This is a genomic window from Microbacterium sp. cx-55, assembly GCF_021117345.1.
Taxonomy (GTDB): Bacteria; Actinomycetota; Actinomycetes; order Actinomycetales; family Microbacteriaceae; genus Microbacterium.
Genome location: NZ_CP088261.1, coordinates 1,806,475 through 1,831,208 on the forward strand (window position 1 = coordinate 1,806,475; position 24,734 = coordinate 1,831,208).

Consider the following 24,734-nt stretch of genomic DNA (forward strand, 5'->3'; position numbering starts at 1 on the left):
CATGCAACTCGGAACACGCTGGGATGCGTTCGCCACCCCGCCCACGGCGGTGCCCGACGCGCTGCGGGCACAGATCGCGGCCGTCGAGCGCCTGCTCTCGAACGACCAGATCGATCACCAGCCCACCCCGCGGTGGACTCTGACGTGGCTCGAGGGGCGCCCGATCGCCGAACTCGATTCGGGCGTCATCGTCTCCCTCGACGCCGACGGCCAGGCTGTCGTCCGTCACGATCCCGAGGACGAGTTCGGCTGACCCGCATCCGTCGCCGCACTACTCTGGGCCTATGGCGACGGATGCGGCGAACCCCCTGTTGACAGAGACGACCGGGGAGTTCGGGCTTCCGGATTACCGCAGAATCGACCCCGCCCACTACCTGCCGGCGTTCGAGACCGCCTTCGCCGCCCACCGCGCGGAGATCGAGGCGATCGCGACGGACGCGGCCGCCCCGACGTTCGCCAACACGCTGGAGGCGATCGAACGCAGCGGCGAGGTGCTGGATCGGGTGTCCCGCACCTTCTACACGGTGTCCTCCGCCGATGCGACGGCGGAGATCCAGGCCGTCGAGGAAGAGCTGGCGCCGCTGATGTCTGCGCATCAGGACGCGGTCACCCTCGACGCTCGCCTCTTCGCACGCGTCGCGGCCGTGCACGCGCAGCTCGATGACCTTCCGCTCGACGCCGAGCAGCGCTACCTCGTCGAGCGACGATTCCGGGAGATGACCCACGCCGGGGCGGGGTTGAGTGCCGACGAGAAGGCACGGCTCACCGCGCTGAACCAGAAGCTCTCGACCCTCACCACGACGTTCGAGAAGAATCTGCTCGCCGACACGAACGACCTGGCTGTGGAGTTCGCCTCCGCGAGCGAGCTCGAGGGCCTCACCGCCGGCGAACTGTCCGCCGCCGCACAGGCCGCTTCCGACCGCGGGCTGACCGGACGCTACCTCGTCACTCTGCCGCTCTACACCGGGCATCCGTACCTGGCGTCGCTGACCCGACGCGAGAGCCGTGCACGGATCATGACCGCGTCGCAGTCGCGCGGGCGGCGCGGCAACGGGAACGACAACCGCGACGTCCTGCGAGACATCGTGCGGACGCGCGCCGAACGCGCCGCGCTCCTCGGCTACTCCTCACATGCTGCGTACATCACATCGGATGAGACGGCGGGATCCCCCGAAGCCGTGCACGACCTGCTCCGCCGGCTGGCCGCGCCGGCGGCCCGCAACGCGCGCCAGGAGCGAGATGCGCGTCAGGCGATGATCGACTCAGAGCCCGCGTCTTTCGCGCTCGCCGCGCACGACTGGGCGTTCTACACGGAGAAGGTGCGCGCCGCCGAGTACGATCTCGACCGCGCCGCACTGCGTCCGTGGTTCGAGGCGGAACGCGTGCTGCAGGACGGCGTTTTTCGCGCGGCGACCGAGCTCTACGGGGTCACGATCACCGAACGGCCCGATCTGCACGCGTATCACGCCGGAGCCCGGGTCTTCGAAGTCGCCGAGGCGGATGGCGCGCCCGTGGGGCTGTTCATCCTCGATCTCTACACCCGCGACTCGAAGCGCGGTGGCGCCTGGATGAACTCCCTCGTCACGCAGTCCGAGCTGCGCGGAACGCTCCCCGTTGTCGTGAACAACCTCAACGTGTCGCGTCCGGGCGACGGCCTGCCGACGCTTCTCACATTGGACGAGGTCACCACCCTGTTCCACGAGTTCGGACACGCGCTGCACGGCCTTTTCGCCCGCGTCACGTACCCGCACTTCGCCGGCACCGCGGTGTTCCGCGATTTCGTGGAGTTCCCGAGCCAGGTGAACGAGATGTGGATCATGTGGCCGGAGATCCTCACCCGCTACGCACGTCACCTCGACACGGATGAGCCGCTCGATCCGACCGTCGTGGAGAAGCTCGCGGCATCCGAAGCGTTCAATCAGGGCTTCGCCACGAGCGAATACCTGGCGGCGTCCTGGCTCGACCAGGCCTGGCATTCCCTCGACACCGACGCCGCATCGGCGGACATCGACGTGCTCGCCTTCGAGGCGGCAGCGCTCTCGGACATCGGGCTGGATGATCCCGCCGTTCCCACCCGATACTCGTCGACCTACTTCGCGCACATCTTCTCGGGCGGGTACAGCGCCGGGTACTACTCGTACATCTGGAGCGAGGTTCTCGACGCCGACACCGTCGAGTGGTTCCGCGAGAACGGCGGACTCACCCGCGCGAACGGCGATCGGTTCCGCGCGCGGCTTCTCGGCGTGGGGGGCTCGAAGGATCCCCTCGAGGCCTATCGTGACTTCCGCGGCCGCGATGCCGACATCGAGCCGTTGCTGCGCAGGCGCGGCCTGCAGTCCTAAGCCCGCGAGGCGGTCATGCACCTCAGTGCGGTGCCTTCCGCCAGCCACTCCACCGCGCCTCCAAGACTTTTGGACGTCGCCCAGGCGCCTTTACCGGCCTCACGCGAGTCGAATCTCGTCGAAAGCGACCTCAGCGCGTGCGAGGCGGAGTTCAGGCGGACTTGCGCTTCTGCCGCAGGACCAGAGTCGGAGCCGCGCCATCCTCGACGGCGGCGCGGGTCACGACGACCTTGGCGACGTCTTCGCTCGACGGGATCTCGAACATGATCGGGCCGAGGACTTCTTCGAGGATGGCGCGAAGACCACGGGCGCCGGTCTTTCGCAGCACGGCGAGATCGGCGATGGCCTCCAACGCGTCTTTCTCGAAGTCGAGTTCGACGTCGTCGAGTTCGAACATGCGCTGGTACTGCTTGACCAGTGCGTTCTTCGGCGTGGTGAGGATCTCCATCAGCGCCTTCTGATCGAGCGGTGAGACCGCAGCGATCACGGGGAGGCGCCCGATGAACTCGGGGATCAGGCCGAACTTGTGCAGATCTTCGGGAAGCACTTCGGAGAAAAGATCGGGCGCATCGTCTTTGCGCTGCAGGGGTGCGCCGAAGCCGACACCGTGCTTGCCGACCCGCGAGGAGATGATCTCTTCCAGCCCCGCGAAGGCGCCAGCCACGATGAACAGCACGTTCGTCGTGTCGATCTGAATGAACTCCTGGTGCGGGTGCTTGCGCCCGCCTTGCGGCGGGACGGACGCGACCGTGCCCTCGAGGATCTTCAGCAGCGCCTGCTGCACGCCCTCGCCGGATACGTCGCGCGTGATCGACGGGTTCTCGGCCTTGCGGGCGATCTTGTCGACCTCGTCGATGTAGATAATGCCCGTCTCGGCGCGCTTGGTGTCGAAGTCGGCCGCTTGGAGGAGCTTCAGCAGGATGTTCTCGACGTCTTCGCCGACGTAGCCCGCTTCGGTCAGGGCCGTGGCGTCGGCGACGGCGAAGGGCACGTTCAGGCGCTTCGCGAGCGTCTGCGCGAGGTAGGTCTTACCGCAGCCGGTCGGGCCCAGCATGAGGATGTTGCTCTTGGAGATCTCGATCTCCTCCGCACGCTGCTCGGCAGAGGTGATCGTGGTCTGTGCGCGGACGCGCTTGTAGTGGTTGTACACGGCGACTGAGAGCGCGCGCTTCGCCTGCTCCTGGCCGACCACGTAGTCCTCGAGGAACGAGAAGATCTCACGGGGCTTCGGCAGGTCGAACTCGGTGACCTCGCCCGACGTCTGCTCCGCCATGCGCTCTTCGATGATCTCGTTGCACAGCTCGACGCACTCATCGCAGATGTAGACCCCGGGGCCCGCGATCAGCTGTTGCACCTGCTTCTGGCTCTTTCCGCAGAAAGAACACTTGAACAGGTCGGCGCTTTCACCGATGCGTGCCATGATGCCTCTCTTCCCCCCGGACGAGTCCGTCGTCATCCGAGCCTAACCTCTGCCCCCGACAACGGTGCGTATTGGGGGTTCGTCGCGTCGCGCCGCGTAAAACACGACGCCCCGGCCGGGGAACGGTCGGGGCGTCGTGATGAGCGTCGCTCAGGCGGTGAGCGCCGCGGGCGTGCGCTTGCGGGTCGTCAGTACCTGGTCGACCAGGCCGTACGTGACCGCATCCGCCGCCGACAGGATCTTGTCACGGTCGATGTCTCGGTTGACCTCTTCGGGGGTCTTGTTCGAGTGCTTCGACAGCGTCTCTTCCAGCCAGGTACGCATGCGGAGGATCTCTGCCGCCTGGATCTCGATGTCGGATGCCTGACCATGACCCGCCTCGCCCATCGCGGGCTGGTGGATCAGGATGCGGGCGTTCGGCAGCGCGAGACGCTTTCCGGGTGCCCCGGCGGCGAGCAGCACGGATGCCGCGGACGCCGCCTGGCCGAGCACGACGGTCTGGATCTGCGGCGACACGTACTGCATGGTGTCGTAGATCGCCGTCATCGCGGTGAACGAGCCACCGGGCGAGTTGATGTACATGATGATGTCGCGGTCGGGGTCCTGGGACTCGAGCACAAGCAACTGCGCCATGACGTCGTCCGCGGACGCATCATCGACCTGCACGCCGAGGAAGATGACGCGATCCTCGAAGAGCTTGTTGTACGGGTCCTGGCGCTTGTAGCCGTAGGCCGTGCGCTCTTCGAACTGCGGCAGCACGTACCGGCTGGAAGGCATCTGCAGGCCCTGCGGGATACCGAAGGTAGGGGTGTTCATTCGCGTTCTCTCTTTCGCCTTCGGGTGCCTAGTTGGCGGTGCCGCCGCCGCCGATGACGTCGGCTGCGGAGTCGCGGATGTGGTCGACGAAGCCGTACTCGAGGGCCTCGTCCGCGGTGAACCAGCGGTCGCGGTCACCGTCTTCGTTGACCTGCTCGACGGTCTTGCCCGTCTGGGATGCGGTGATCTCGGCGAGACGGTTCTTCATCGAGACGATGAGCTGCGCCTGCGTCTGGATGTCGCTCGAGGTGCCGCCGAAGCCGCCGTGCGGCTGGTGCAGCAGAACGCGCGCGTTGGGCGTGATGTAGCGCTTGCCCTTCGTGCCGGCGGTGAGCAGCAGCTGCCCCATGGAGGCCGCCATACCGATGCCGACGGTCACGATGTCGTTCGGCACGAACTGCATCGTGTCGTAGATCGCCATTCCCGCGGTGATCGAGCCACCGGGAGAGTTGACGTAGAGATAGATGTCCTTTTCGGAGTCCTCGGCTGCGAGCAGCAGGATCTTCGCGCAGATCTCGTTGGCATTCTCGTCACGCACCTCTGACCCGAGCCAGATGATGCGGTCCTTCAGCAGCCTGTCGAAGACGCTCGTCGCGACAAGGGGATCGGCCATGTTCACTCCTGTTTCGGTGGTAGTGATGTCGAATCTACCGGCGCGTTCAGAGACCCTCGCCGATGTTCGCCGTCGGCATACGTCGCGGCGCATGCAGGAGCTCGGCGGCGTATCCGGTCACGGATCGCGTGTAGCGGGGCAGGTGCGGAGCGAGTGCATCGAGGGCGATCGAGAGCGCCAGGCGGTCGTGCCCTGCCGAACTCAACGCCAGGGCGTAGAACGCGGCCGCGGCGTCCCGCATCCCGTCGCGGTCGCGGCGCTCGTACTCGGCGCGCAAGAGCTCCAGACTCTCCTCCACCTGGCCGAGGTTGCGGATCGTGCTGGCAAGTTGGATCACGGCCTGCGGCCGGTGCGCGTCGTCGAGTCCCGCCGCCAGGGCCGCCCGGTAGAGCGGCTCGGCCTCGGTCTCACGGCCGGCCGAGTCGTAACTGCCCGCGCGTTCGAACAGGGCGCGCGCGTCGTCGGCCGGGCGTTCTCGGGCGATCCGCTCGATCACGTCGATGCGCTCGTCGTCGGTGAGGGCCGCATCCGCCCATATCGCCGCGACGCGCTCATCCCACTCGTCTGTCGAATCCATCGATGCCTCCTTCGGCGAATGAACAGAAGAGGGCGGATGCTGATGCATCCGCCCTCTTCCTTCGGTATCCGATTACTCGGAATCGGCCTTCACGGCCGGAGCCTTCTTCGCGGGAGCCTTCTTCGCCGGTGCCTTCTTGGCGGCCGGCTTCTTCTCGGCGGCCTCCTCGGCGACCTCGCCGGTCGGCTTCGCTGCGGCGGGCTTCTTGGCAGGAGCCTTCTTCGCGGGAGCCTTCTTCGCGGGAGCCTCATCGACCGGAGCGGAATCCGCCTCGGCGACCTCGTCCGTCTCGTCGGCCTCGACAGCGGGCTCTTCCTCGACGGCGACGAAGCCGGTGAGGTCGACGGCCTTGCCGTTCGCGTCGACGACGGTGACCTTGCCCAGCGCCAGGGCGAGGGCCTTGTTGCGGGCGACCTCACCGATCATGGCGGGCAGCTGGTTGCCCTGCTGCAGAGCGTTCACGAACTCCTGCGGAGCCATGCCGTACTGCGCGGCCGACTGGATGAGGTACTGCGTGAGCTCTTCCTGCGAGACCTGCACGTCGGACTTCTCGGCGATCGCGTCGAGCAGCACCTGCGTGCGGAACTGCTTCTCGCTGGCCTCGGTGACCTCGGCGCGGTGCACGTCGTCTTCGAGGCGGCCTTCGCCCTCGAGGTGCTGGTGCACCTCGTCCTCGATGAGCTTCGGCGGGACGGGGATCTCGGACTGCTCGAGCAGCAGCTCGATGAGCTTGTCGCGCGCGGCGGCACCCTGGCTGAACGTGGACTGCTGCGCAACCCGCTCAGACAGGCTCTCGCGGAGCTCGGCGATCGTGTCGAACTCGCTGGCCATCTGCGCGAAGTCGTCGTCGGCCTCGGGAAGCTCGCGCTCCTTGACGGCGGTGACGCTGACAGCGACCTCGGCCTCTTCACCGGCGTGGTCGCCGCCGACGAGCTTCGAGCGGAACGTGGTGTCTTCGCCGGCCGTGAGCGACTCGATGGCCTCATCGATTCCCTCGAGCAGCTCGCCGGAACCGAGTTCGTACGACACGCCCTCGGCGCGGTCGATCTCGGCGCCGTCGATCGTCGCGACGAGGTTCAGCTCCACGAAGTCGCCGGTCGCGGCGGGGCGGTCGACGGTGATGAGCGTGCCGAAGCGCGCGCGGAGGCTGTCGAGCTCCGCGTCGATCGCGGCTTCGTCGGTTTCGACGGCGTCGACCGTGACGGTCAGGCCCTCGTACGCCGGCAGCTCGAACTCGGGGCGCACGTCGACCTCGACCGTGACCTTGAGGTCGCCCGAGAAGTCGGAGAGCTCGGGGAGCTCGACGACCTCGGCCTCGGGACGACCGAGAACGCGGATCTCGTTATCGGCGACGGCCGCACGGAAGAAGCCGTCGAGGCCCTCGTTGACCGCGTGCTCGATGACGGCACCGCGACCCATGCGCTGATCGATGATGGGTGCGGGGACCTTGCCCTTGCGGAAGCCGGGGATCTGCACGTCCTGAGCGATGTGCTCATACGCGTGATCGATGCTCGGCTTGAGCTCTTCGGGCGAGACCGTGATGTGGAGCTTCACCCGGGTGGGGCTCAGCTGCTCGACGGTGCTGGTGACCATGCCTGTTGTTCTCCTCTGGTTCCCGCGACAGCGCGCGGTGGCTGAAGGTTGTGGGGTCTTCGGGGGTCCGATACGTCGGGGCGACAGGATTTGAACCTGCGACTTCCCGCTCCCAAAGCGGGCGCTCTACCAAGCTGAGCTACGCCCCGGGCGGCGGGCACGCGAACGTGCACCGAAATCGGCCCCCGTTAGTCTAGCCGACCTGCTCCGCGCGTCGGGACGAACGCCGGTGTCCGCGTGCGGGCAGGCCATTGATGTCGGCTACACTTGCGGATGCAGCGAGTGATTGCTGCGCATATTCCGGCACTTTCCGCCGGAATATGGGGCTGTAGCTTAGTGGTAAAGCCTCTGTCTTCCAAACAGATGATGCGAGTTCGATTCTCGTCAGCCCCTCCACTTCTTGATCCGGGCACCCCGCCCGTCAGCGCGACGAGGATTCCGAGTGGCGCTCGATGTGCTCGAGGTACCGGGCTGCGTTGCTGACCAGACCGGCACGTTCCTCATCCGTCAGCGCGCGGCGTACCTTCGCAGGTACCCCGGCGACGAGCGAACCGTCCGGGATCACCGCGTTCTCGAGCACGACCGCTCCCCCGGCCACGAGGCATCCGGCACCGATCTGCGCACCGTTGAGCACCACGGCTCCCATCCCGATCAGCGAACCGTCGCCGATCGTGCAGCCGTGCACGACGGCGTTGTGCCCGACCGACACGTCGACACCGAGCACCACGGGTGAGCCGCGATCGACGTGCACGCTGACGTTGTCCTGCAGGTTGCTCCGGGCGCCGATCGTGATCGAGTCGCCGTCCGCGCGAAGCACCGCGTTGTACCAGACGCTCGCGTGCTCCCCCAGGGCGACCGCGCCGATCACGCGCGCACCGGCGGCGACGAACGCCGTCGGATCGATCGTGGGGCGTGAATCGCCGAGAGCGAGGATGGAGGCATCGGAGGAGACGGTCATGACCCGACCCTACCGACGCGGCATCCTCAGCCGGCGGCCGCCAGCGCGGACTTCAGCGCCGCCGTGTACTGCGGTGCCAGAGAGTCGACGAATGTCACCGTCAAGTGGTCCTGGTCGCGGTAGACGCCGGCACCGCCGACGACGGGGAAGCAGGTCGTGTCGTCGCAGTAGACCGACGTGAAATCGAGAAGGGTCACGTCCTGCTGCCCCTCGGCCGCCCCCCGAAGCGGATCGTTCGCCACGAGCACGTCGCTTCGCGCACCCTCGCAGGAAGCCGCATCCCTCGTCCGAAGGCACTTGTTCGGATCGGTCTCCCACACCGGGTTGTCGACGACGGTCACGACGGGCACGCCCGCATCCGTCATCGTCGACCACGCGGCCCGGTACCCCGCCACCGCGGCGTCGTACGACGAGTCGTAGCCCGCCGCCGAGTACGGCGTGGTCGCGAGCGCCGACGTGAAGACGACGTCCGGCGGGTCGGCCTGGAGGTCTGCCGCGACGTCGCCGCGCCACTGGGTGCACGCATCGCCGAACGCACCGCCCGTCGAGAGCGGGGTGTCATTCCACGGGCACGCGCCCTTGAAGTAGGTCACCAACCGCCAGCCGTTGTCGTCGGCGATCCGCTGGAACGTCGACAGCAACTGGAAGGCGTGACTGTCGCCGATGAGCGCCACGGTGGGCGCGTCGGGCGCGTCCGACCCGAACTCGCACGACACCGGCCGGGCGTCGTTCAGCTGCACGAAGCATTGTTCGTCGGACGGCTTGTCGACGCCGGCAAAACCTGGACTCGGCAGGATCGTGTCGGAGGGCGCCGCGTCCGCGCAGTCCTCATCGAGAACGGATGCGGCGCCGAAGCACTCCGGGGGATTGTCGCGCAGCTCGGCGAGCTGCTGCACACCCTGCTGGTAGGCGGGGGCGTTGAGAGCCCACGCCCCTCCCGCCGTACCCGCGACGAGCAGCATCGCAGCCAGTGACGCCCAGAGCGTCACCTTTGCGGGGCGGAGAGTCAGCACCCGCCAGCCGCGGGCTGGATCCTCGACGAACCTCTTGGTCAGCCAGGCGAGCACGAAACAGATCGCCAGCAGCGCGACACGGTGGTAGATCGACAGGCCCCAGAAGGGCACGGACGGCGCGATGATGATCAGCGGCCAGTGCCAGAGGTAGAGGGAGTAAGAGATGTCTCCGGTGAATCGCATCGGCGCGACCGACAGGATCCGCGTCGGATACCACCACCGTTCCGCGTTGGACGCGGCGATCACCGCGGCTGCCCCGAGCGCCGGAAGGAGCGCCGCGTACCCGGGGAATGTCGTCGTGCCATCGAATCTGAAAGCCGTATAGACGAGCGCGATGATCCCCGCCCAGCCGAGCACGAAGCTTCCCAGGGCGTGACGGATTCGGAGCGCCGGCACCAACGCGATCATCGCGCCGAGACCGAACTCCCACATCCGGGTGAAGGTGACGAAGTACGCGGGCGCCGGGTTGGTCAGCGTGAAGACGATCGAGAACAGGAGCGACGCGGCACTCACGACGGCGAGGGTCACGAGGATCGCCGTACGGCGACGCCCCGAGAAGAACTTCGTCCCGATCCACGCGGCGAGCAGCATCAGCAGCGGCCACAGCACGTAGAACTGCTCTTCGAGCGACAGCGACCAGTAGTGCTGCACCATCGACGGGTCGCCCGCGTGGTTCAGGTAGTCGGCCGACGTGAACGCCAGGTACCAGTTCTCGACGTAGAAGGTCGACGCGATGATCTCGCTGATCTCGCGCTGCAAGCCCGACACCGGCATCAGGTAGGGCGAGGCGGCGACGATCGCGCAGAAGAGCAGCACGAGAAGGGAGGCCGGCAGCAGACGGCGCGCGCGACGAGCCCAGAACTGGCCGAGACGTACCGTGCCGGTTGCCGTGAGTTCGCGCATCAAGTGGCCGGTGATGAGAAAACCAGAGATGACGAAGAACACGTCGACACCGGCGTACCCGCCGGGCAGGCGTCCGGGCCAGAAATGGTAGAGCACGACGAGCAGGACGGCGATCGCGCGCAATCCCTGCACGTGGGGAAGGAATCGCGACGGCTCCGCGTGCTCGGGCGACCGATCACGCCGAGGCCCTGCTCCGCCGGCGGCCGGTGCACCGGATCGCGGGGACGTCGAATCGTGTTCAGTCGCTGCCACCCCTCGACGGTAGCCGCTCGATCTCGAATTGCCCGGGCGCGACGCGTTCGGATAAGTCCGGCCGCAGCTCCTCACGCGTCACCGGCGGATGAGATAAGCGCAGCCTCATCTTGCTTGCGGAATTTTGCAGCCTCACTAGCGTTGGAAACAGCAGTTGAGACTGCAGAACATGGAGGCACCACAATGTCGAAGCATCAGACCATTCCCGCAACCGCTGCGGACCCCACGGTCGCGGCGGGTGCAGCTCAGTTCCTGACCCCCGTCACCCTCGGACTCCAGGCCCTCGCCGTCAACGGTAAGCAGGCCCACTGGAACGTTCGCGGCGCCAACTTCATCGCGATCCACGAACTTCTGGACACGGTCGTCGACCACGCGCAGGAGTATGCCGATCTCGCCGCGGAGCGCATCGTCGCCCTCGGCCTGCCGGTCGACGCACGCCTCAGCACGGTGGCCGAGAAGACCCTTCCCTCGACCGTCCCGGCCGGCTTCACGCAATGGGACGACATGATCCGCCACATCGTGGCCGACATCGACGGCGTGATCGTCGACGTGCAGACCGCGATCGACGGACTGGACGAGATCGACCTCACGAGCCAGGACATCGTCATCGCGATCCGCGCGGGCCTCGAGAAGGACCGCTGGTTCCTCTCCGCGCACCTCGCCGAGTAGCACTCGTGCAGAAAGCCCCGCCGATGTTGTCGATCGGCGGGGCTTTCTCGCGTCCGGGGGCGCTCAGGCGAGGTGGGTGGCGCGGCCGCTGAGGAGCGTTGCACGCACCTCCATGGAGCGGAGCCCCGGTTCGTCCGCCCGTCGAGGATCTTCGGCGCAGAGCACGAGATCTGCGCGCCCGCCGACCTCGATGGACGACGGATGCAGAGACCCGCGGTGCGTGGATGCCGCCAGCGCCGTCTCGAGCGGCAGCGTCTCCTCCGCGCGCCACGGCTCGCGGCCGTCGCGCGTGCGGAACACGGCCGCCGCCATGCTGACCCACGGATCGAGCGGTGCGACCGGTGCATCCGATCCGAGCAGCACGTTGGCACCCGCGTCGATGAAGGACCGGAGCGGGTACGCCGTCGCGGTCTGGTCCGCCCAGATCGTGTCGGTGAGGTCACGATCGTCGATGGCGTGAGCGGGCTGGACGCTCGCGCCCACGCCCAGCCGGGCGAAACGCGGGATATCGCTCCGCGCCACCAGCTGGGCGTGTTCGATGGTGCCCCACGCGCCGGTCGCGGCGAACGCATCGAGCGCGAAGCGATTCGCCTCGTCGCCGATGGCATGGATCGCCGAGGCGAACCCGGCTCCCGTCGCCGTCATCATGAGCGCCAGGAGCTCCTCCGGCGGCACGGCCAGCACTCCCCGGTCCGCCGGGTCGTCGCCGTAGGGATGGGAGCAGGCGGCCGTCCGCGTGCCGAGCGAGCCGTCGGTGATGACCTTCATCGGCCCGACACGGATGAGGTCCTGCGGGGCGCCGGCAAGCACATCACCGGTGCGCAGACCAGCGGCGATGGCACGCTCGAGGTCGTTCGGGTAGATTCCGAACTCGACGCGGAGCCCGTCGAACCCGGCCGCCGCGCGGCGCGACCAGGACTCCGCGTTCCACATCAGGTCGAGATCGACGATCCCGACGACCCCGCGGCGGGCCGCATCCGCTGCCATCGCGAGCACCGCGGCATCGGCGGAGAGTGGATCGCCGAGATTCATGCGCAGCCCCACTTCGAACGCGGGGCCTTCTCGGAGGACGCCGTCCGGGGTGTCGAATCCCTCGCGGGCGAGCGCCGCGCTGTTGACCCACACACTGTGCAGGTCTGCGTTGATGAGGTACGTGGGGACGTCGCCGGTGGCAGCGTCCAGGAGCTCGAGGCTCGGCGCATCCGGCCAGAACGCGTCGCGCATGCCCACGCCGATGCGGCGCCCGTCGGCGAGGATCGGCGCGTCGGCCATCCGCCGAGCCGCCTCCGCCGCCGATCCCATCGCATCCAGCGGTACGCGCCGCACGGCGAGGGCGTACTGGGTGGCGTGCACGTGGTGGTCCCACAGCCCGGGCACGAGGAAGGCCCCCTCCGCCTCGAGCACGTCGCCGGGCAGGCGCAGCGCGCCCGTGGGCGCGATGTCGGCGATGCGGCCGTCCGCCAGCAGGAGATCGTGGAGCCCCGCATCCGGCAACAACTCTGCGCCCGGACCGACGATCCGCGCACCCCGGACCGCGTCGAACGTGCGGCCGCTCACCGCGGTGGACGCGCCGCGTGGGCGCGGGCCATCTCGTCCGCGAGTGCGGGATTCGGATGCGGGCCGCCCTCCCGCAGCATGTCGACGATGTGCTCGACGGTCTCTGCGGGGCGGTTCTGGCTGAGTTTCCGCTTCGCGACGACGCGGGTCGGGGTCAAGCGGAAGCCCACCGTCCCCTTCTCGAGGCGCCGCACGAACGCGTCGTCGTTCGGGCGCTCCCACAACCGACGCGGTTCCGGCATCCCGCCTTCGAAGTGATCGACCAGCCGGTCGAGCACGGCCAGATTCTCCTCGGTCGACAACACCTCCGGCACGCCGCTCAGGTGCGCGGAGATGAAGTTCCACGTCGGAACGGCGGGCGCGTCGTCGTACCAGCCGGGCGAGATGTACCCGTGCGGTCCCTGCACGACGATGAGCAGCTCCCGCTCCCCCAGCCCGTGGATCAGGTCATCCGGTTTGCCGACGTGCCCGACGATCGTCAGGTCGTCGCGGTCTTCGTCGAGAAGCACGGCGTAATGCGAGGCGACCAGACCGGTGTCCGTCTGACTCACGAGCGTGACCCACGGATTGCGCGCGATCAGGCGGCGGATCTCGGCCACGTCCGTCATCGCGAAGCTCGGGTTCTGTCTCATTTCTTCCTCACGTCGAAAACGATCGGTGCGTTCAGCGCTGGCAGGAGGGGCACCAGTACAACTTCCGGGCTGCCATCTCCTCGAGCAGGATCGCGGTGCCGCACACACGACACGGCAGCCCGGCGCGGTGATATACCCAGTGCCGATCGTCGCGGCGTGCCATCGCCGCACGCCATTGGTCTGGATCCAGGTCGTCCATCGTCATCATCTGACCGGTCTCGACCCCGATGGCGAGCAGGCGCACCCAATCACGCCACACCTCCCGCACCGCCTGCTCGGGCACCTCTCTCCCCGGCGTGTGCGGGTTCAGTCGCGCACGGAACAGCAGCTCGGCGCGGTAGACGTTGCCGATCCCGCTCACGACCGACTGATCCATCAGCAGGAGCCCGATCGGGGTCGGCTTGCGGCGCACCACGGAGACGAAGCGCTCCTCCCCCTCGTCGGCATCATCGACGAGAGGGTCCGGCCCGAGCTTCGCGATCGCCGCCTGCACTTCTTCCGGGCTCTGGATCGCGCACGCGGTCGGGCCGCGCAGGTCCGCGCAGGTCGCCTCCGTCAGCAGGCGCAGCCGCACCTGACCGACGACGGGAGGAGGCCACTCGACGTCGGACTCGGGCAGACCGGTCGTCTGCTCCGACATCCGCACGTGCACGCGGGCCTTTCGCGGCGCGCCGATGGAGCTGAGCGAATTCTCCCCCGCCGCATCGAGCACCGCGTCGCCGGGGGCCGTGCCCCGCTGGTTCGTCTGCCCCATACGTCCGTTCGCCGAGGCGATCGTCGGGTCGACGAGGATCTCGCCCGAGAAGTCCCATGCGCCGTACATGCCAAGGTGCACCCGCAGCCAGGTATCGCCTTCGAACTCGAGGAACATCTGCTTGCCGACGGCGCGAACACGCATCGCCTCGCGCCCATCGAGCATCGCGGCGCCCTCCGCGAACCGCCCCTGCGGGCTGGCCGCCGATACTCGGTGGCCGACGATGTTGCGGTCGAACTGGCGAGCGATGCGGTGGACGGAATGCCCCTCGGGCATCAGCCCGCTTCCGGATCGAAGCTGCTCGAATCCGCCGCGAGCACGCTCGGGCCGGCCTCGAGCCCCGCCCGCGGATCGGGCAGCAGCGAACCGTCCTGCTCGAACGCGGCGATCTGCGCGATCCGGCGCACGTGACGCTCTTCGCCCGAGAACGGCGTGGCGATGAAGCGGTCGATGAAGGACGATGCTTCGTCGAACGTGTGCTGTCGTGCACCGATCGCGATGACGTTCGCGTCGTTGTGTTCACGAGCGAGCTCTGCCGTGGCGATGTTCCACACGAGCGCGGCGCGGATACCAACGACCTTGTTCGCCGCGATCTGCTCACCGTTGCCCGAGCCGCCGAACACGATCCCGAGAGTGGGGATGCCGGCCGCCTGGTCGCGGACGACGGCCTGTGCCGCACGGATGCAGAACGCCGGGTAGTCGTCGACCGCGTCGTACTCGAGGGGCCCGTGATCGACGACGTCATGGCCCTGTTCGGCCAGGTGATGCTGCAGCTGAGTGGAGAACTCCAGGCCGGCGTGATCGGTCGCGATGTGGATGCGCATGAAGCTCATCCTAGAGATCACTCAGGGCGCGATCCCGGCCGCAGCCGGCTTGAATCCGGCGCGCACGTTCTCGCAGCATCCGGGGCGGCACACGTCGAACCACGGACCGAGAGAGGTGCGGTGCGGTCGGTCGGATGCGGCGTCGCCGCGCAGACGCTCCTCGATGAGGTCGACGAGTCCCGACACGTACGCCGGGTCGATACCGGGCGTCGGCGTGCGGACGGCACGGATGCCGGCTTCCTCGGCCGCTTCCATCGCCTCGGTGTCGAGGTCCCAGAGCACCTCCATGTGGTCGCTGACGAAGCCGAGTGGCACGATCGCGACGGCGTCGATGTCGCGCCCCGGCAGTTCGCCGATCACATCGCACACGTCGGGTTCGAGCCACGGCTGCGTCGGCGGGCCGGAGCGGGACTGGTAGACGAGCTCCCAACCGATGCCGGTCGCCTCCGGGATCGCCTCGGCGATCTCGCTCATCACGATCTCGGCCACGGCTTCGTGCTGCGCGGCATAGGCGCCGCCGGGACCGAAATCGATGTCGCGGGGACCCGAACGCTGCGCGTCGGCCAGCGGGATGCTGTGGGTGGAGAAGAGCACCCGGATGCGGTCCGCCGGCACGCCCTCCGCGAGGAATCCCGCCACCGCATCACGCACACCGGCGATGAACGGCGCCACGAAACCGGGGTGATCGAAGAACTGCCGCACTTTGTCGATCGTGATCGTGCCCGCAAGCCCGGTCTCGGTCAGCACGCGGGCGTAGTCCTCCCGGTACTGGCGGCAGCTGGAGAACGAGCTGTAGGCGCTCGTGGCGAGTCCGAGAAGGGTCTTCGCTCCGGCATCCGCCGCCTCGCGGACCGCATCCTCGAGGTAGGGAGCCCAGTTGCGATTGCCCCAGAAGACGGGCAGATCGAGGCCCCGTGACGCGAGCTCCGCTTCGAGCGCCGCCTTCAGCGCGGCGTTCTGCGCGTTGATCGGACTCACGCCACCGAAGTGCCGGTAATGGTGGGCAACTTCTTCGAGACGTTCGTCGGGGATGCCGCGGCCGCGCGTGACGTTACGGAGGAACGGGATGACGTCATCCTGACCTTCCGGCCCGCCGAATCCCGCGAGCAGGATGCCGTCGTAGTCGGTGGGTTCCTCCACGTGAGGGGGCCCGGTCACCGCCTGCGCCGAAGCGAACGGGACGCCCTCGGGCGCTCGGGCCGACAGGGATTCACTCGCTTCAAGAGAGCTCACGCGTCTATTCTGCATCCGGATTCGGAGGAGGTGGACCGGTCCGCTCCGCACGTCGAGACGTGGTATCCGGTGATGCGGCGCCGCGAAGACGACCGATGTCGCCCGCCGACCGTAGGCTGGAGGCGTCGTCGTCGTCGCCAGCCGCGCGCCCTCGGCATCCATGACCCCAGAACCCACGGGAGCAACGCAGTGCCTGGAGAGAACCTCACCCGCATCGAGGCGCAAGAGCGCCGCGCTGTCGTCGATACGCAGTCCTACCAGGTCGTCCTCGACCTGACGACAGGTCCGGAGGTCTTCCGGTCCACCACCACCGTGCGCTTCACGGCGACCGAGGGCGCATCGACCTTCATCGACCTGATCGCGCGCGAGGTTCACGCGATCACCCTGAACGGCAGCGACGTGGACGTCGCCGCCTTCGCCGACTCGCGTGTCGCACTCGACGGTCTGGCTGCCGAGAACGTCCTCGTCGTCGACGCCGACTGCCTGTACACCAACACGGGCGAGGGACTGCATCGCTTCGTCGACCCGGTGGACGGCGAGGTCTACCTCTACTCGCAGTTCGAGGTACCCGATTCGCGCCGCGTCTTCGCGGTGTTCGAGCAGCCCGACCTCAAGGCGGAGTTCCAGTTCACGATCACCGCGCCCGACGCGTGGAAGGTCGTCTCGAACTCCCCCACCCCCGACCCCGTGCCCGCCGGCGAGGGCGTCGCGACGTGGACCTTCGAGCCGACCCCGCGCGTCTCGTCGTACATCACCGCCCTCGTGGCAGGGCCCTACGAGTCCACGTTCTCCGAACTCACCAGCGCCTCGGGCCGGGTCATCCCGCTCGGCGTGTACGCACGCAAGAGCCTGTGGCAGCACCTCGACGCCGACTACGTGTTCGAGAAGACCCGGCAGGGCTTCGCGTACTACGAAGAGAAGTTCGGGGTGCCGTACCCGTTCGCGAAGTACGACCAGCTCTTCGTGCCCGAGTTCAACGCCGGCGCGATGGAGAACGCGGGCGCGGTGACCTTCACGGAGACCTATGTGTTCCGCAGCAAGGTGACGGATGCGGTCAAGGAGCGCCGCGTCGTCACGATCCTGCACGAGCTGGCGCACATGTGGTTCGGTGACCTGGTCACCATGAAGTGGTGGGACGGCCTGTGGCTCAACGAGTCCTTCGCGGAATGGGCGTCCACCATCGCCACCGCCGAGGCGACGGAGTGGACCGAGGCGTGGACCACGTTCAACGCGATGGAGAAGAGCTGGGCCTACCGCCAGGACCAGTTGCCCTCGACCCATCCGGTCGTCGCCGAGATCAACGACCTCGAAGACGTTCAGGTGAACTTCGACGGCATCACCTACGCCAAGGGCGGCTCGGTGCTCAAGCAGCTCGCCGCGTGGGTGGGCATCGAAGAATTCTTCGCGGGCGTCTCCGCCTACTTCCAGAAGCACTCGTGGGGCAACACCGAGCTCGGCGACCTGCTCGTCGAGCTCGAACAGACCAGCGGTCGCGAGCTGACCGAGTGGTCGAAGAAGTGGCTCGAGACCGCGGGCGTGAACACGCTGACGCCCGCCGTGGAGGAGTCCGTCGACGGCACGATCACGCGGTTCTCGATCATCCAGACCGCGCCCGCCGACTACCCCACGATCCGTCCCCACCGCCTCGGCGTCGGGTTCTACGACCTGCAGGGTGACCGGCTCGTGCGCGTGCACAACCTCGAGCTCGATGTCGACGGTGACCGTACCGATGTCGCGGAGCTCATCGGGCACCGTCGTCCCGACCTCATCCTTCTGAACGACGATGATCTGGCCTACGCCAAGATCCGCCTGGACGACCGGTCGCTCGAGACCGCGGTCGCCCACCTCGCCAAGATCGAGGACCCGCTGGCGCGGTCGCTCGTGTGGGGAGCGGCGTGGGATCAGACACGCGACGCCGAGTCGTCCGCATCCGCGTACATCGATCTCGTGCTGGGCAACATCGGTTCGGAGACCGAGTCGACGACGGTTCGGACCACACTCGGACAGCTGCAGCTCGCCGCGAACTCGTACGTTGCTCCCGAACTGCGCACGCAGAGCCGCATCACGGTCGCAGACCGCCTGTGGGCGCTCGCGCAAGACGCCACGGCCGGCAGCGACAGCCAGTTGCAGTTCGTGACGGCGTTCGCCTCCGCTGCGGCGACCCCGGAGCAGGTCGAGATCGTGCGAGCCCTCCGCTCGGGCGAGATCGTGCTCGAGGGGCTCGAGATCGACGCAGACCTGTCGTGGGCGCTGCTCGTCTCGCTCGCCGCCGGCGGCGTCGTCACCGCGGGCGACATCGACGAAGCCCTCGCCGCAGACAACACCGCCAAGGGCGGGGAGTTCGCCGCGCAGGCGAAGGCCGCGCTCCCGAGTGCCGACGCGAAGCAGGCGGCGTGGCGCTCGCTCGTGGAGAACACGGATCTGCCGAACACCGTCGTCCGCTCCACCGCTGCGGGCTTCGTGCACCCGGCCACGGTCAAGTACCTCGAGCCGTTCGTCGCCTCGTACTTCGACATGCTGCTGCCGATCTGGGCGGACCGGTCGTACCAGATCGCGAGCTACCTGATCGTCGGACTGTACCCGGCCCCGCTGGCGAACATCGCGCTGCGCGATGCGACGCGGTCGTGGCTCACGTCGAACTCCGACGCGCCGGCCGCACTTCGCCGCCTGGTCGCGGAGAACCTCGCCGGCGTCGAGCGCGCCCTCGCGGTGCAGGAGCGCGACGCGCAGTAGTCGTCAGGCCGCACCGGATGCCCCGTTCCCTCGCGGAGCGGGGCATCCGTCGTCTCCTCCTCGGGGATGACACGGCGCGGCGGATCCGCTACTTCCGGCGGAGGCACGGACGAGGCACGCGCCGTAGCGTGGGATGCATGATCGTTGCAGAGAACCTCAGCAAGGACTTCGGCGCAAAGCATGCCGTCTCCGACGTCACCTTCACGGTGCACCCCGGCCGGGTGACCGGCTTCCTCGGCCCGAACGGTGCCGGAAAGTCCACGACGATGCGCATGATCGTCGGCCTCGACAACCCGACGCGGGGACGCGTCACGGTCGACGGCCGCGACTATCGGCAGATGCGTTCGCCGCTCACGGAGGTGGGCGTGCTCCTCGATGCGAAAGCCGTGCACACCGGCCGATCGGCGCGGAACCACCTGCGTGCGCTGGCGGCGACGCACGGCATCCCCGTGTCGCGGGTCGACGAGGTCATCGCCCTCACCGGGCTCGAGTCCGTCGCCCGCAAGCGTGCCGGCGGGTTCTCGCTCGGGATGGGGCAGCGCCTCGGAATAGCCGCAGCGCTCCTCGGCGATCCGCGAACGCTGATCCTCGATGAGCCCGTGAACGGTCTCGACCCCGAGGGTGTGCGCTGGGTGCGGGAGTTCGTGCGGTATCTCGCCGCCGAGGGACGCACCGTGCTGCTTTCCAGCCATCTCATGAGCGAGATGGCGATCACCGCCGATCACATCATCGTGCTCGGGCGCGGGAAGGTCCTCGCGGACGCCCCCGTCGGCGACCTCGTGCGCGATTGGACGAGATCCGCCGTGCGCGTGCGTACCCCTCGCCTCGACGAGCTGGCCGCTGCGCTGAGCAGCGACGACATCGATATCACCCGGATCGACCCGGGCCTCGCCGACGTGACAGGAGTGAGCGCCGAGCAGATCGGCGACACCGCCGCACGGCTCGGCCTGCCGATCCACGAGCTGACCCCCCAGTCCGGTTCTCTCGAGGAGGCCTACCTCGCCCTGACCGGCGAAGCGGTCGAGTACAAGTCCAAGGAGCTGTCATGACCACCGCCACCACACCGCAGACTGGCGTCGCCGAGTCCCCTTATCGTCTGAGCTTCCTCCGCGTCGTGCGGAGCGAACTGATCAAGCTCGTCACTCTTCGCTCGCCCTGGTGGTCGATCGGAATCGTCGCCGTGCTCTCGGTCGGGATGTCGCTGCTGATCGCCTTCGCGCTCACCGGGTTCCCCGGAGCCCCGGCCGGAAATGCGGAGCTGGCTCTGCAGGTCGTTCTGGCACCGACGAGCTTCACCGTGCTCCTGGCGGTCATCATCGGCAGCATCCAGGTGACCGGCGAGTATTCGACCGGCATGATGCGCTCGACGCTCACCGCCGCACCGGGCCGGATCGGCTCGCTACTGGCCAAAGCGACGGTCATCGCGGCGTTCGTCTTCGTGTCGACCCTGGCGATCTTCCTGATCGCGGCGGTCGCCACCGCTCCGATCGTCGCCGGCGCCGGCGCGGGTATCGACGTCGCCGACGTCGGCTCGTGGCTGCCGCGGTTTGCTGCGGGTGCCTTCATGCTGGCGGTCATCTCCGTCATCGGCGTCGCTGCGGGCTACATCCTGCGGAACGGTCCGGGGGCGATCGCGATGGGAGTCGGGATCGTCTTCGTCCTCCCGCTCCTGCCGGCCTTCTTCCCCGCATCGCCCGGCTGGGAGTGGATCCAGGATGTCGCGAAGTACCTACCGACGTCCGCCGGCCAGGCGCTGATGTCCGCGGGCGGTAACGGTGCGCTCGAGCCCTGGGCCGCAGCGCTCACCCTCCTCGCATGGGCGGTCGTCGGCCTCGGGCTCGGCGGAGTGATTCTGCGCAGCCGCGACGCGTAGGCCCCGCGGGGCCGCCGTGCATCACCGGCACGACGGCCCCGCCCCGTCTTCAGCGTCCGCCGTCCGCGGCAAAAAGTTCGGGGTACAGCGCTTCGATGGGCGCGGCGAGGCCGGCCTTCACCTGTGCGCTGAGGGCATCCGCGACGACCTCGAACTCGTCGTTCTCGACGGCGTCCAGCACGGCTGTCACCAGGTCGACGGGCGCCATCTTCGCGTCGTCGGTGTGCGCCGCCATCGCCGTGTCGACGTACCCCATGTGCACACCGGTCACGTGGATGCCGAGCGGAGCGAGCTCCAGGCGAAGCGAATTCGTCGCCGACCAGATGGCGGCTTTCGACGCACTGTAGATGCCTGCACCGGCATACCAGCTCGCGACCGAATGGATGTCGATGAGCACCGCGTTGTTCGCCGACGCGAGGAGGGGCGTGAAGGCGCGCGCCATCAGAACGGGCGCGAAGAAGTTGATCTCCATGTTCTGACGCAGCTGATCCTCGGTGATGTCGAGCAGACTCGCGGTGGGCGGAAGTCCTCCGGCGTTGTTGATGACCACCGAGACGTCGCTGGCCGCAGCGACCGCCGCCGCGATCGATTCGGCGTCGGTGACGTCGAGCGGGAGCGGCACGACGCGCGGATCATCCCACTGTCGAGGTGTGCGCGCCGACGCGTACACCTTGGCGGCGCCGCGAGCGAGCGCGGCATCGACGAACTGCGTGCCGATGCCCCCGTTCGCTCCGGTGACGAGGACAACGGCGTTGAGGAGAGAGGGCATGAGGTTCTGCTTTCTACGGAGAGGGATGGGGGTGACCGGCGGCAAGGCAACATCCTCGGCGTCTGCCGCCGGAGGTCAGCGGGACCTCGGGAAAAGCGGACGCAGCGCCGCGGCGAGCACGCGATCGAGAAGACGATCGGGCAGGATGCGGGCGAGACGGGTGAGGAGCGCGGCGTCACGGCCGATCGTGTAGCGGGTTCTGGGGCGGGAGACCGTCGCGGCGGTAGCGATGGTCTCGGCGGCATGGGAGGCATCCACACCATCACGCAGGAACCCCTCGGACTGGGCGAGGATCGCCTGCATCAGGCCGCCGTAGCGTCGTTCTTGTTCGTCGGTCATGTCGGCGGCGACCTTCTTCAGCGTGATTCCGCCGCGCCCCACCATCTCGGTGCGCACAGCGCCGGGTTCGACGATGACCACCGTCACTCCGTGGGGGGCGAGTTCGCGGCGAAGAGCGTCGCTGACGCCTTCGAGCGCATACTTCGATCCCGAGTAGGCACCGTAGGTGGGCTGCGCCAGGCGGCCGCCGAGCGAGCTGATCATCACGACCCGACCGTGGCTTTTCAAGAGAGCCGGGATCATCGCCTTCGTGACCTCGATGTGTCCGAAGAAGTTGACGTCGAACTGCCGGCGCCACTCCTGCATCGGAAGCACCTCGACGGGAGCATTCACCGCGATACCGGCGTTGTTGACGACCGCGCGGAGCGGGCGTCCGTCGGTGTCGATGAGGGCGGCCAGATCCGCGATCTGCTCGGGTTCGGTGACGTCGAGGATGACTGGACGGATGCGCGACGACTCCAGGCTCCGACCATCGATCTCTCGCCGGACGCCGGCCAGGACGTAATAGCCCCGCGCGGCGAGTTCGCGGGCCGTGGCGGCGCCCATCCCCGTCGACGCGCCCGTGACGAGGATGAGTTCGGACTTTTCAGGTGACGTTGTCATCTCAGAACCGTATCACTTCAGGTGACGTTGTCAACTGTAGGATGGGAGTATGGTCAGTCGTCTCGAATCGGCCGCGTCCACGCGCCGATCCCTCCTCGATGCCGCCCGTGAGCTCCTCAATGAGGGCGGTCTCCCGAAAGTGACCCTCCGAGAGGTCGGAGCGCGCGCCCAGGTGTCGCGCGGCGCGCCATACCGGCATTTCGCCGACAAGGAGAGCCTGCTCGCCGCCGTGGGCGCGGAGAGCTGGGATCGGATCGCCGCGCAGCTGAGTCGACTGCCGCGCAGCGCGTCGGATGACGGGACCGCCGTGCTGCGTGCTGCGCTGGAGACGCTCACCACGGTCGCGCGCGACGAACCCGAGGTCTATCGAATGATGTTCACGCTGCCGGCACAGAACCCGGAGATCGCCATCGACGCCGCCGGGCGCGCACAGGCGGAGTTCCTCCGAATCGTCGGCGGTGTCGTGGGCGCCGAACAGGCCCATCTCTACGGCGCCCTTCTGCTCACCAGCGCGCACGGCATCGCAAGTATGGGCGCCAGCGGTCACCTTTCGCCGCAGATGTGGCGCACGACGCCCGACGACGTGATCTCCGCGCTGGTCGTTCTCATCGCGCACCGGCGTTGAGTCGTCCGTCGGAACGTATCTCGGCGGGGAGTATTTCCTTCCCGCACCCAGGGAGGGCATCGGGGCGCTCGGTAACATCGAGACAATGGATATCGACATCACGGCCCCGGAGACCTGGGCAGCCATCGGTGGATTCTTCGCAGGCATCGGGTTCACACTCCTGCAAATCCTGCTGATCATCGCCGTCGCCCTCGTCATCGGCCTGATCCTGAAAGCGGTGATCCATCGGGTCGTCGAGCGAATCGTCTCCGGAGCGAAGACGAAGGCCCGCGTCGACGACACGCAAGCTCTCGACCGCTCGCCTCTCGCCGCCGTCCGCCTCGTGCAGCGCACGCGGACGCTCGGGTCGATCCTCCAGAACATCGCCGGGGTGACCGTCGTCATCGTCGCCGTCATCCTCATCGTGAATGTCGTCGCACCCGACATCCTCAGTTCCTTCGCCCTGCTGACCGCGGCGATCGGCGCGGGGCTCGGCTTCGGCGCCCAGAACATTGTGAAGGACGTGCTGAACGGCATCTTCATCGTGGCCGAAGACCAGGTCGGCATCGGCGACGTCGTCGACCTGGGGCTTGCGACCGGTGTCGTCGAATACGTGAGCGTCCGCGTGACGCACGTCCGCGACGTGAACGGCACGCTCTGGTACGTCCGCAACGGTGAGATCACCCGGATCGGGAACATGTCCCAGGGGTGGTCGCGCGTGATCATCGACCTCGCCGTGCCGGCCGACGCCGACCTCGACGCGGTCGAGAAAGCCATGCTCGACGCCGCCCGCGGCCTCGCCAAGGATCCGAAGTGGCGTACCCGCGTCATCGAGCAGCCGGAGATCTGGGGCCTCGAATCGGTGTCGGGCGATGCCCTCGTCATCCGCCTCGTGCAGAAGACCCGGTCGAACGCAAAGGACGACGTCGCACGCGAACTGCGCGTGCGGCTCAAGCGCGCGATGGATGCGATGGACGTGCGCCTCCCGCAGCTGAACTCCATCACCTTGACCGGTTTCGAGGGGGCCCAGAGCGTGCGCGGCGCGAATCCCCCGCGTACCCGGCCGACTCCGATCGCCGCACCGGTACGGCCCGTCTGGAAGCCGAAGCGCACCGGGCGCGGCGCCGCGGCGAAAGATGACAACGGGTCGACGCCTCCGGAGGCCTCTCCCGGCAAGGAGACGGACGCATGACCGATACCCCGATCAGCTTCTACGACCAGGTCGGCGGCCGCGCGTTCTTCGAGCGATTCGTCGACGTGTTCTACGAGGGGGTCGCCGACGATCCCGTGCTGCGCCCGATGTACCCGGATGCGGACCTCGGCCCGGCCCGTGAGCGGATGCTGCTCTTCCTCGAGCAGTACTGGGGCGGTCCCACGACCTACAGCGACGAACGGGGCCATCCGCGCCTCCGCCTGCGGCACGCCGGGTTCCACGTGAATCCCGACGCCCGCGACCGCTGGCTCGCGCACATGAGACGCGCGGTGGACGCCGTCGCTCTCCCCCCGATCCTCGAGGCGACGCTCTGGGACTACCTCACGCGCGCGGCGCATGCGATGGTGAATACCTTCGAGCCGAGCGGAATCGGTCCCTCGACGGGCGGTCGCCCGGAGCACGGGATCGCCGCCCCGACCGGAAACGAGCTCACGAAGGAGTAGC

23 protein-coding genes and 2 tRNA genes are annotated in these 24,734 nt (G+C 68.0%); 10 read left to right on the forward strand and 15 right to left on the reverse strand.

Annotation, left to right across the window (positions count from 1 at the left end):
• Window position 1 precedes the first annotated feature (1 nt).
• Both LQ938_RS08465 and LQ938_RS08470 read left to right on the forward strand, forming a co-directional pair.
• Window positions 2–253 carry a hypothetical protein gene (locus LQ938_RS08465; RefSeq protein WP_223721032.1) on the forward strand — a complete coding sequence of 84 codons (252 nt, stop codon included), beginning with the start codon at window positions 2–4 and terminating at the stop codon, window positions 251–253.
• Between the two features lie 31 nt (window positions 254–284).
• The gene (locus LQ938_RS08470; protein ID WP_223721031.1) at window positions 285–2,342 is read left to right on the forward strand and encodes a M3 family metallopeptidase; all 2,058 of its coding nucleotides are present in this window, start codon (window positions 285–287) and stop codon (window positions 2,340–2,342) included.
• 151 nt (window positions 2,343–2,493) lie between these two features.
• Here the strand turns inward: LQ938_RS08470 and clpX are convergent, their stop codons facing one another.
• The 6 genes from clpX to LQ938_RS08500 all read right to left on the reverse strand — a co-directional run bounded on the left by clpX (window position 2,494) and on the right by LQ938_RS08500 (window position 7,510).
• Window positions 2,494–3,762: an ATP-dependent Clp protease ATP-binding subunit ClpX gene (clpX, locus tag LQ938_RS08475; RefSeq protein WP_223721030.1), complete on the reverse strand. Its 1,269-nt coding sequence runs from the start codon at window positions 3,760–3,762 to the stop codon at window positions 2,494–2,496.
• 150 nt (window positions 3,763–3,912) lie between these two features.
• Entirely contained in the window at window positions 3,913–4,578 is a 666-nt protein-coding gene (locus tag LQ938_RS08480; protein ID WP_223721029.1) for an ATP-dependent Clp protease proteolytic subunit, read from the reverse strand.
• A gap of 28 nt (window positions 4,579–4,606) precedes the next feature.
• On the reverse strand, window positions 4,607–5,284 hold the full coding sequence (locus LQ938_RS08485; RefSeq protein ID WP_263317338.1) for an ATP-dependent Clp protease proteolytic subunit: 678 nt from the start codon (window positions 5,282–5,284) through the stop codon (window positions 4,607–4,609).
• Window positions 5,238–5,768: a tetratricopeptide repeat protein gene (locus LQ938_RS08490; protein WP_223721028.1), complete on the reverse strand. Its 531-nt coding sequence runs from the start codon at window positions 5,766–5,768 to the stop codon at window positions 5,238–5,240. Before LQ938_RS08490 ends, LQ938_RS08485 begins: the two co-directional genes overlap by 47 nt.
• Window positions 5,769–5,840: 72 nt before the next feature.
• Entirely contained in the window at window positions 5,841–7,361 is a 1,521-nt protein-coding gene (tig, locus tag LQ938_RS08495) for a trigger factor (RefSeq protein WP_223721027.1), read from the reverse strand.
• A 75-nt stretch (window positions 7,362–7,436) separates the two neighbouring features.
• Window positions 7,437–7,510: transfer RNA gene (locus tag LQ938_RS08500), tRNA-Pro, on the reverse strand.
• Window positions 7,511–7,683: 173 nt separating this feature from the next.
• Between LQ938_RS08500 and LQ938_RS08505 the strand changes: the two genes are divergently transcribed.
• Window positions 7,684–7,757 (forward strand) — tRNA-Gly (locus LQ938_RS08505).
• 25 nt (window positions 7,758–7,782) lie between these two features.
• Here the strand turns inward: LQ938_RS08505 and LQ938_RS08510 are convergent.
• Both LQ938_RS08510 and LQ938_RS08515 read right to left on the reverse strand, forming a co-directional pair.
• Window positions 7,783–8,319: a gamma carbonic anhydrase family protein gene (locus LQ938_RS08510; RefSeq protein WP_223721026.1), complete on the reverse strand. Its 537-nt coding sequence runs from the start codon at window positions 8,317–8,319 to the stop codon at window positions 7,783–7,785.
• 26 nt (window positions 8,320–8,345) lie between these two features.
• Window positions 8,346–10,487 (reverse strand): acyltransferase family protein, encoded by a 2,142-nt coding sequence (locus LQ938_RS08515; protein ID WP_231341311.1) that lies wholly within the window; start codon window positions 10,485–10,487, stop codon window positions 8,346–8,348.
• Between the two features lie 183 nt (window positions 10,488–10,670).
• On the opposite strand from LQ938_RS08515, the gene LQ938_RS08520 reads away from it, so the two are divergent.
• Window positions 10,671–11,156 (forward strand): Dps family protein, encoded by a 486-nt coding sequence (locus LQ938_RS08520; RefSeq protein WP_223721024.1) that lies wholly within the window; start codon window positions 10,671–10,673, stop codon window positions 11,154–11,156.
• Window positions 11,157–11,219: 63 nt separating this feature from the next.
• Here the strand turns inward: LQ938_RS08520 and LQ938_RS08525 are convergent, their stop codons facing one another.
• From LQ938_RS08525 to LQ938_RS08545, 5 genes are read right to left on the reverse strand one after another with little or no spacing between them, the layout of a single operon-like run.
• Window positions 11,220–12,713 carry an amidohydrolase gene (locus LQ938_RS08525; RefSeq protein ID WP_374197454.1) on the reverse strand — a complete coding sequence of 498 codons (1,494 nt, stop codon included), beginning with the start codon at window positions 12,711–12,713 and terminating at the stop codon, window positions 11,220–11,222.
• Window positions 12,710–13,345, reverse strand: coding sequence for an FMN-binding negative transcriptional regulator (locus LQ938_RS08530; RefSeq protein WP_223721023.1), 636 nt, complete (start codon window positions 13,343–13,345; stop codon window positions 12,710–12,712). Before LQ938_RS08530 ends, LQ938_RS08525 begins: the two co-directional genes overlap by 4 nt.
• Before the next feature lie 31 nt (window positions 13,346–13,376).
• The gene (locus LQ938_RS08535; RefSeq protein ID WP_223721022.1) at window positions 13,377–14,375 is read right to left on the reverse strand and encodes an Fpg/Nei family DNA glycosylase; all 999 of its coding nucleotides are present in this window, start codon (window positions 14,373–14,375) and stop codon (window positions 13,377–13,379) included.
• Window positions 14,375–14,923, reverse strand: a complete 549-nt coding sequence (locus LQ938_RS08540) for a ribose-5-phosphate isomerase (protein WP_223721021.1) — start codon at window positions 14,921–14,923, stop codon at window positions 14,375–14,377. The genes LQ938_RS08535 and LQ938_RS08540 overlap by 1 nt, the downstream gene beginning before the upstream one ends.
• Window positions 14,924–14,944: 21 nt before the next feature.
• Window positions 14,945–16,171 (reverse strand): ferrochelatase, encoded by a 1,227-nt coding sequence (locus tag LQ938_RS08545; protein ID WP_374197453.1) that lies wholly within the window; start codon window positions 16,169–16,171, stop codon window positions 14,945–14,947.
• 174 nt (window positions 16,172–16,345) lie between these two features.
• Between LQ938_RS08545 and pepN the strand changes: the two genes are divergently transcribed.
• From pepN to LQ938_RS08560, 3 genes are all read left to right on the forward strand, one after another.
• Entirely contained in the window at window positions 16,346–18,889 is a 2,544-nt protein-coding gene (gene pepN, locus LQ938_RS08550) for an aminopeptidase N (protein WP_223721020.1), read from the forward strand.
• A gap of 137 nt (window positions 18,890–19,026) precedes the next feature.
• A complete protein-coding gene (locus LQ938_RS08555) occupies window positions 19,027–19,938 on the forward strand; it encodes an ABC transporter ATP-binding protein (RefSeq protein WP_223721019.1) in 912 nt (303 codons plus the stop codon).
• Window positions 19,935–20,762 carry an ABC transporter permease gene (locus LQ938_RS08560; RefSeq protein ID WP_223721018.1) on the forward strand — a complete coding sequence of 276 codons (828 nt, stop codon included), beginning with the start codon at window positions 19,935–19,937 and terminating at the stop codon, window positions 20,760–20,762. The genes LQ938_RS08555 and LQ938_RS08560 overlap by 4 nt, the downstream gene beginning before the upstream one ends.
• A gap of 49 nt (window positions 20,763–20,811) precedes the next feature.
• Here the strand turns inward: LQ938_RS08560 and LQ938_RS08565 are convergent, their stop codons facing one another.
• Together LQ938_RS08565 and LQ938_RS08570 are read right to left on the reverse strand one after the other, a co-directional pair.
• Window positions 20,812–21,531, reverse strand: a complete 720-nt coding sequence (locus LQ938_RS08565; protein WP_223721017.1) for an SDR family oxidoreductase — start codon at window positions 21,529–21,531, stop codon at window positions 20,812–20,814.
• A gap of 75 nt (window positions 21,532–21,606) precedes the next feature.
• Window positions 21,607–22,473, reverse strand: coding sequence for an SDR family NAD(P)-dependent oxidoreductase (locus LQ938_RS08570; RefSeq protein WP_223721016.1), 867 nt, complete (start codon window positions 22,471–22,473; stop codon window positions 21,607–21,609).
• Window positions 22,474–22,522: 49 nt separating this feature from the next.
• Here LQ938_RS08570 and LQ938_RS08575 point away from each other — a divergent pair, with 49 nt between their 5' ends.
• The 3 genes from LQ938_RS08575 (at window position 22,523) to LQ938_RS08585 (ending at window position 24,733) form a co-directional block, all read left to right on the forward strand.
• Window positions 22,523–23,098, forward strand: coding sequence for a TetR/AcrR family transcriptional regulator (locus tag LQ938_RS08575; RefSeq protein ID WP_223721015.1), 576 nt, complete (start codon window positions 22,523–22,525; stop codon window positions 23,096–23,098).
• Between the two features lie 85 nt (window positions 23,099–23,183).
• On the forward strand, window positions 23,184–24,269 hold the full coding sequence (locus LQ938_RS08580) for a mechanosensitive ion channel family protein (protein ID WP_223721014.1): 1,086 nt from the start codon (window positions 23,184–23,186) through the stop codon (window positions 24,267–24,269).
• Window positions 24,266–24,733, forward strand: coding sequence for a globin (locus LQ938_RS08585; protein ID WP_223721013.1), 468 nt, complete (start codon window positions 24,266–24,268; stop codon window positions 24,731–24,733). The genes LQ938_RS08580 and LQ938_RS08585 overlap by 4 nt, the downstream gene beginning before the upstream one ends.
• The last annotated feature ends 1 nt before the right edge of the window (window position 24,734 follow it).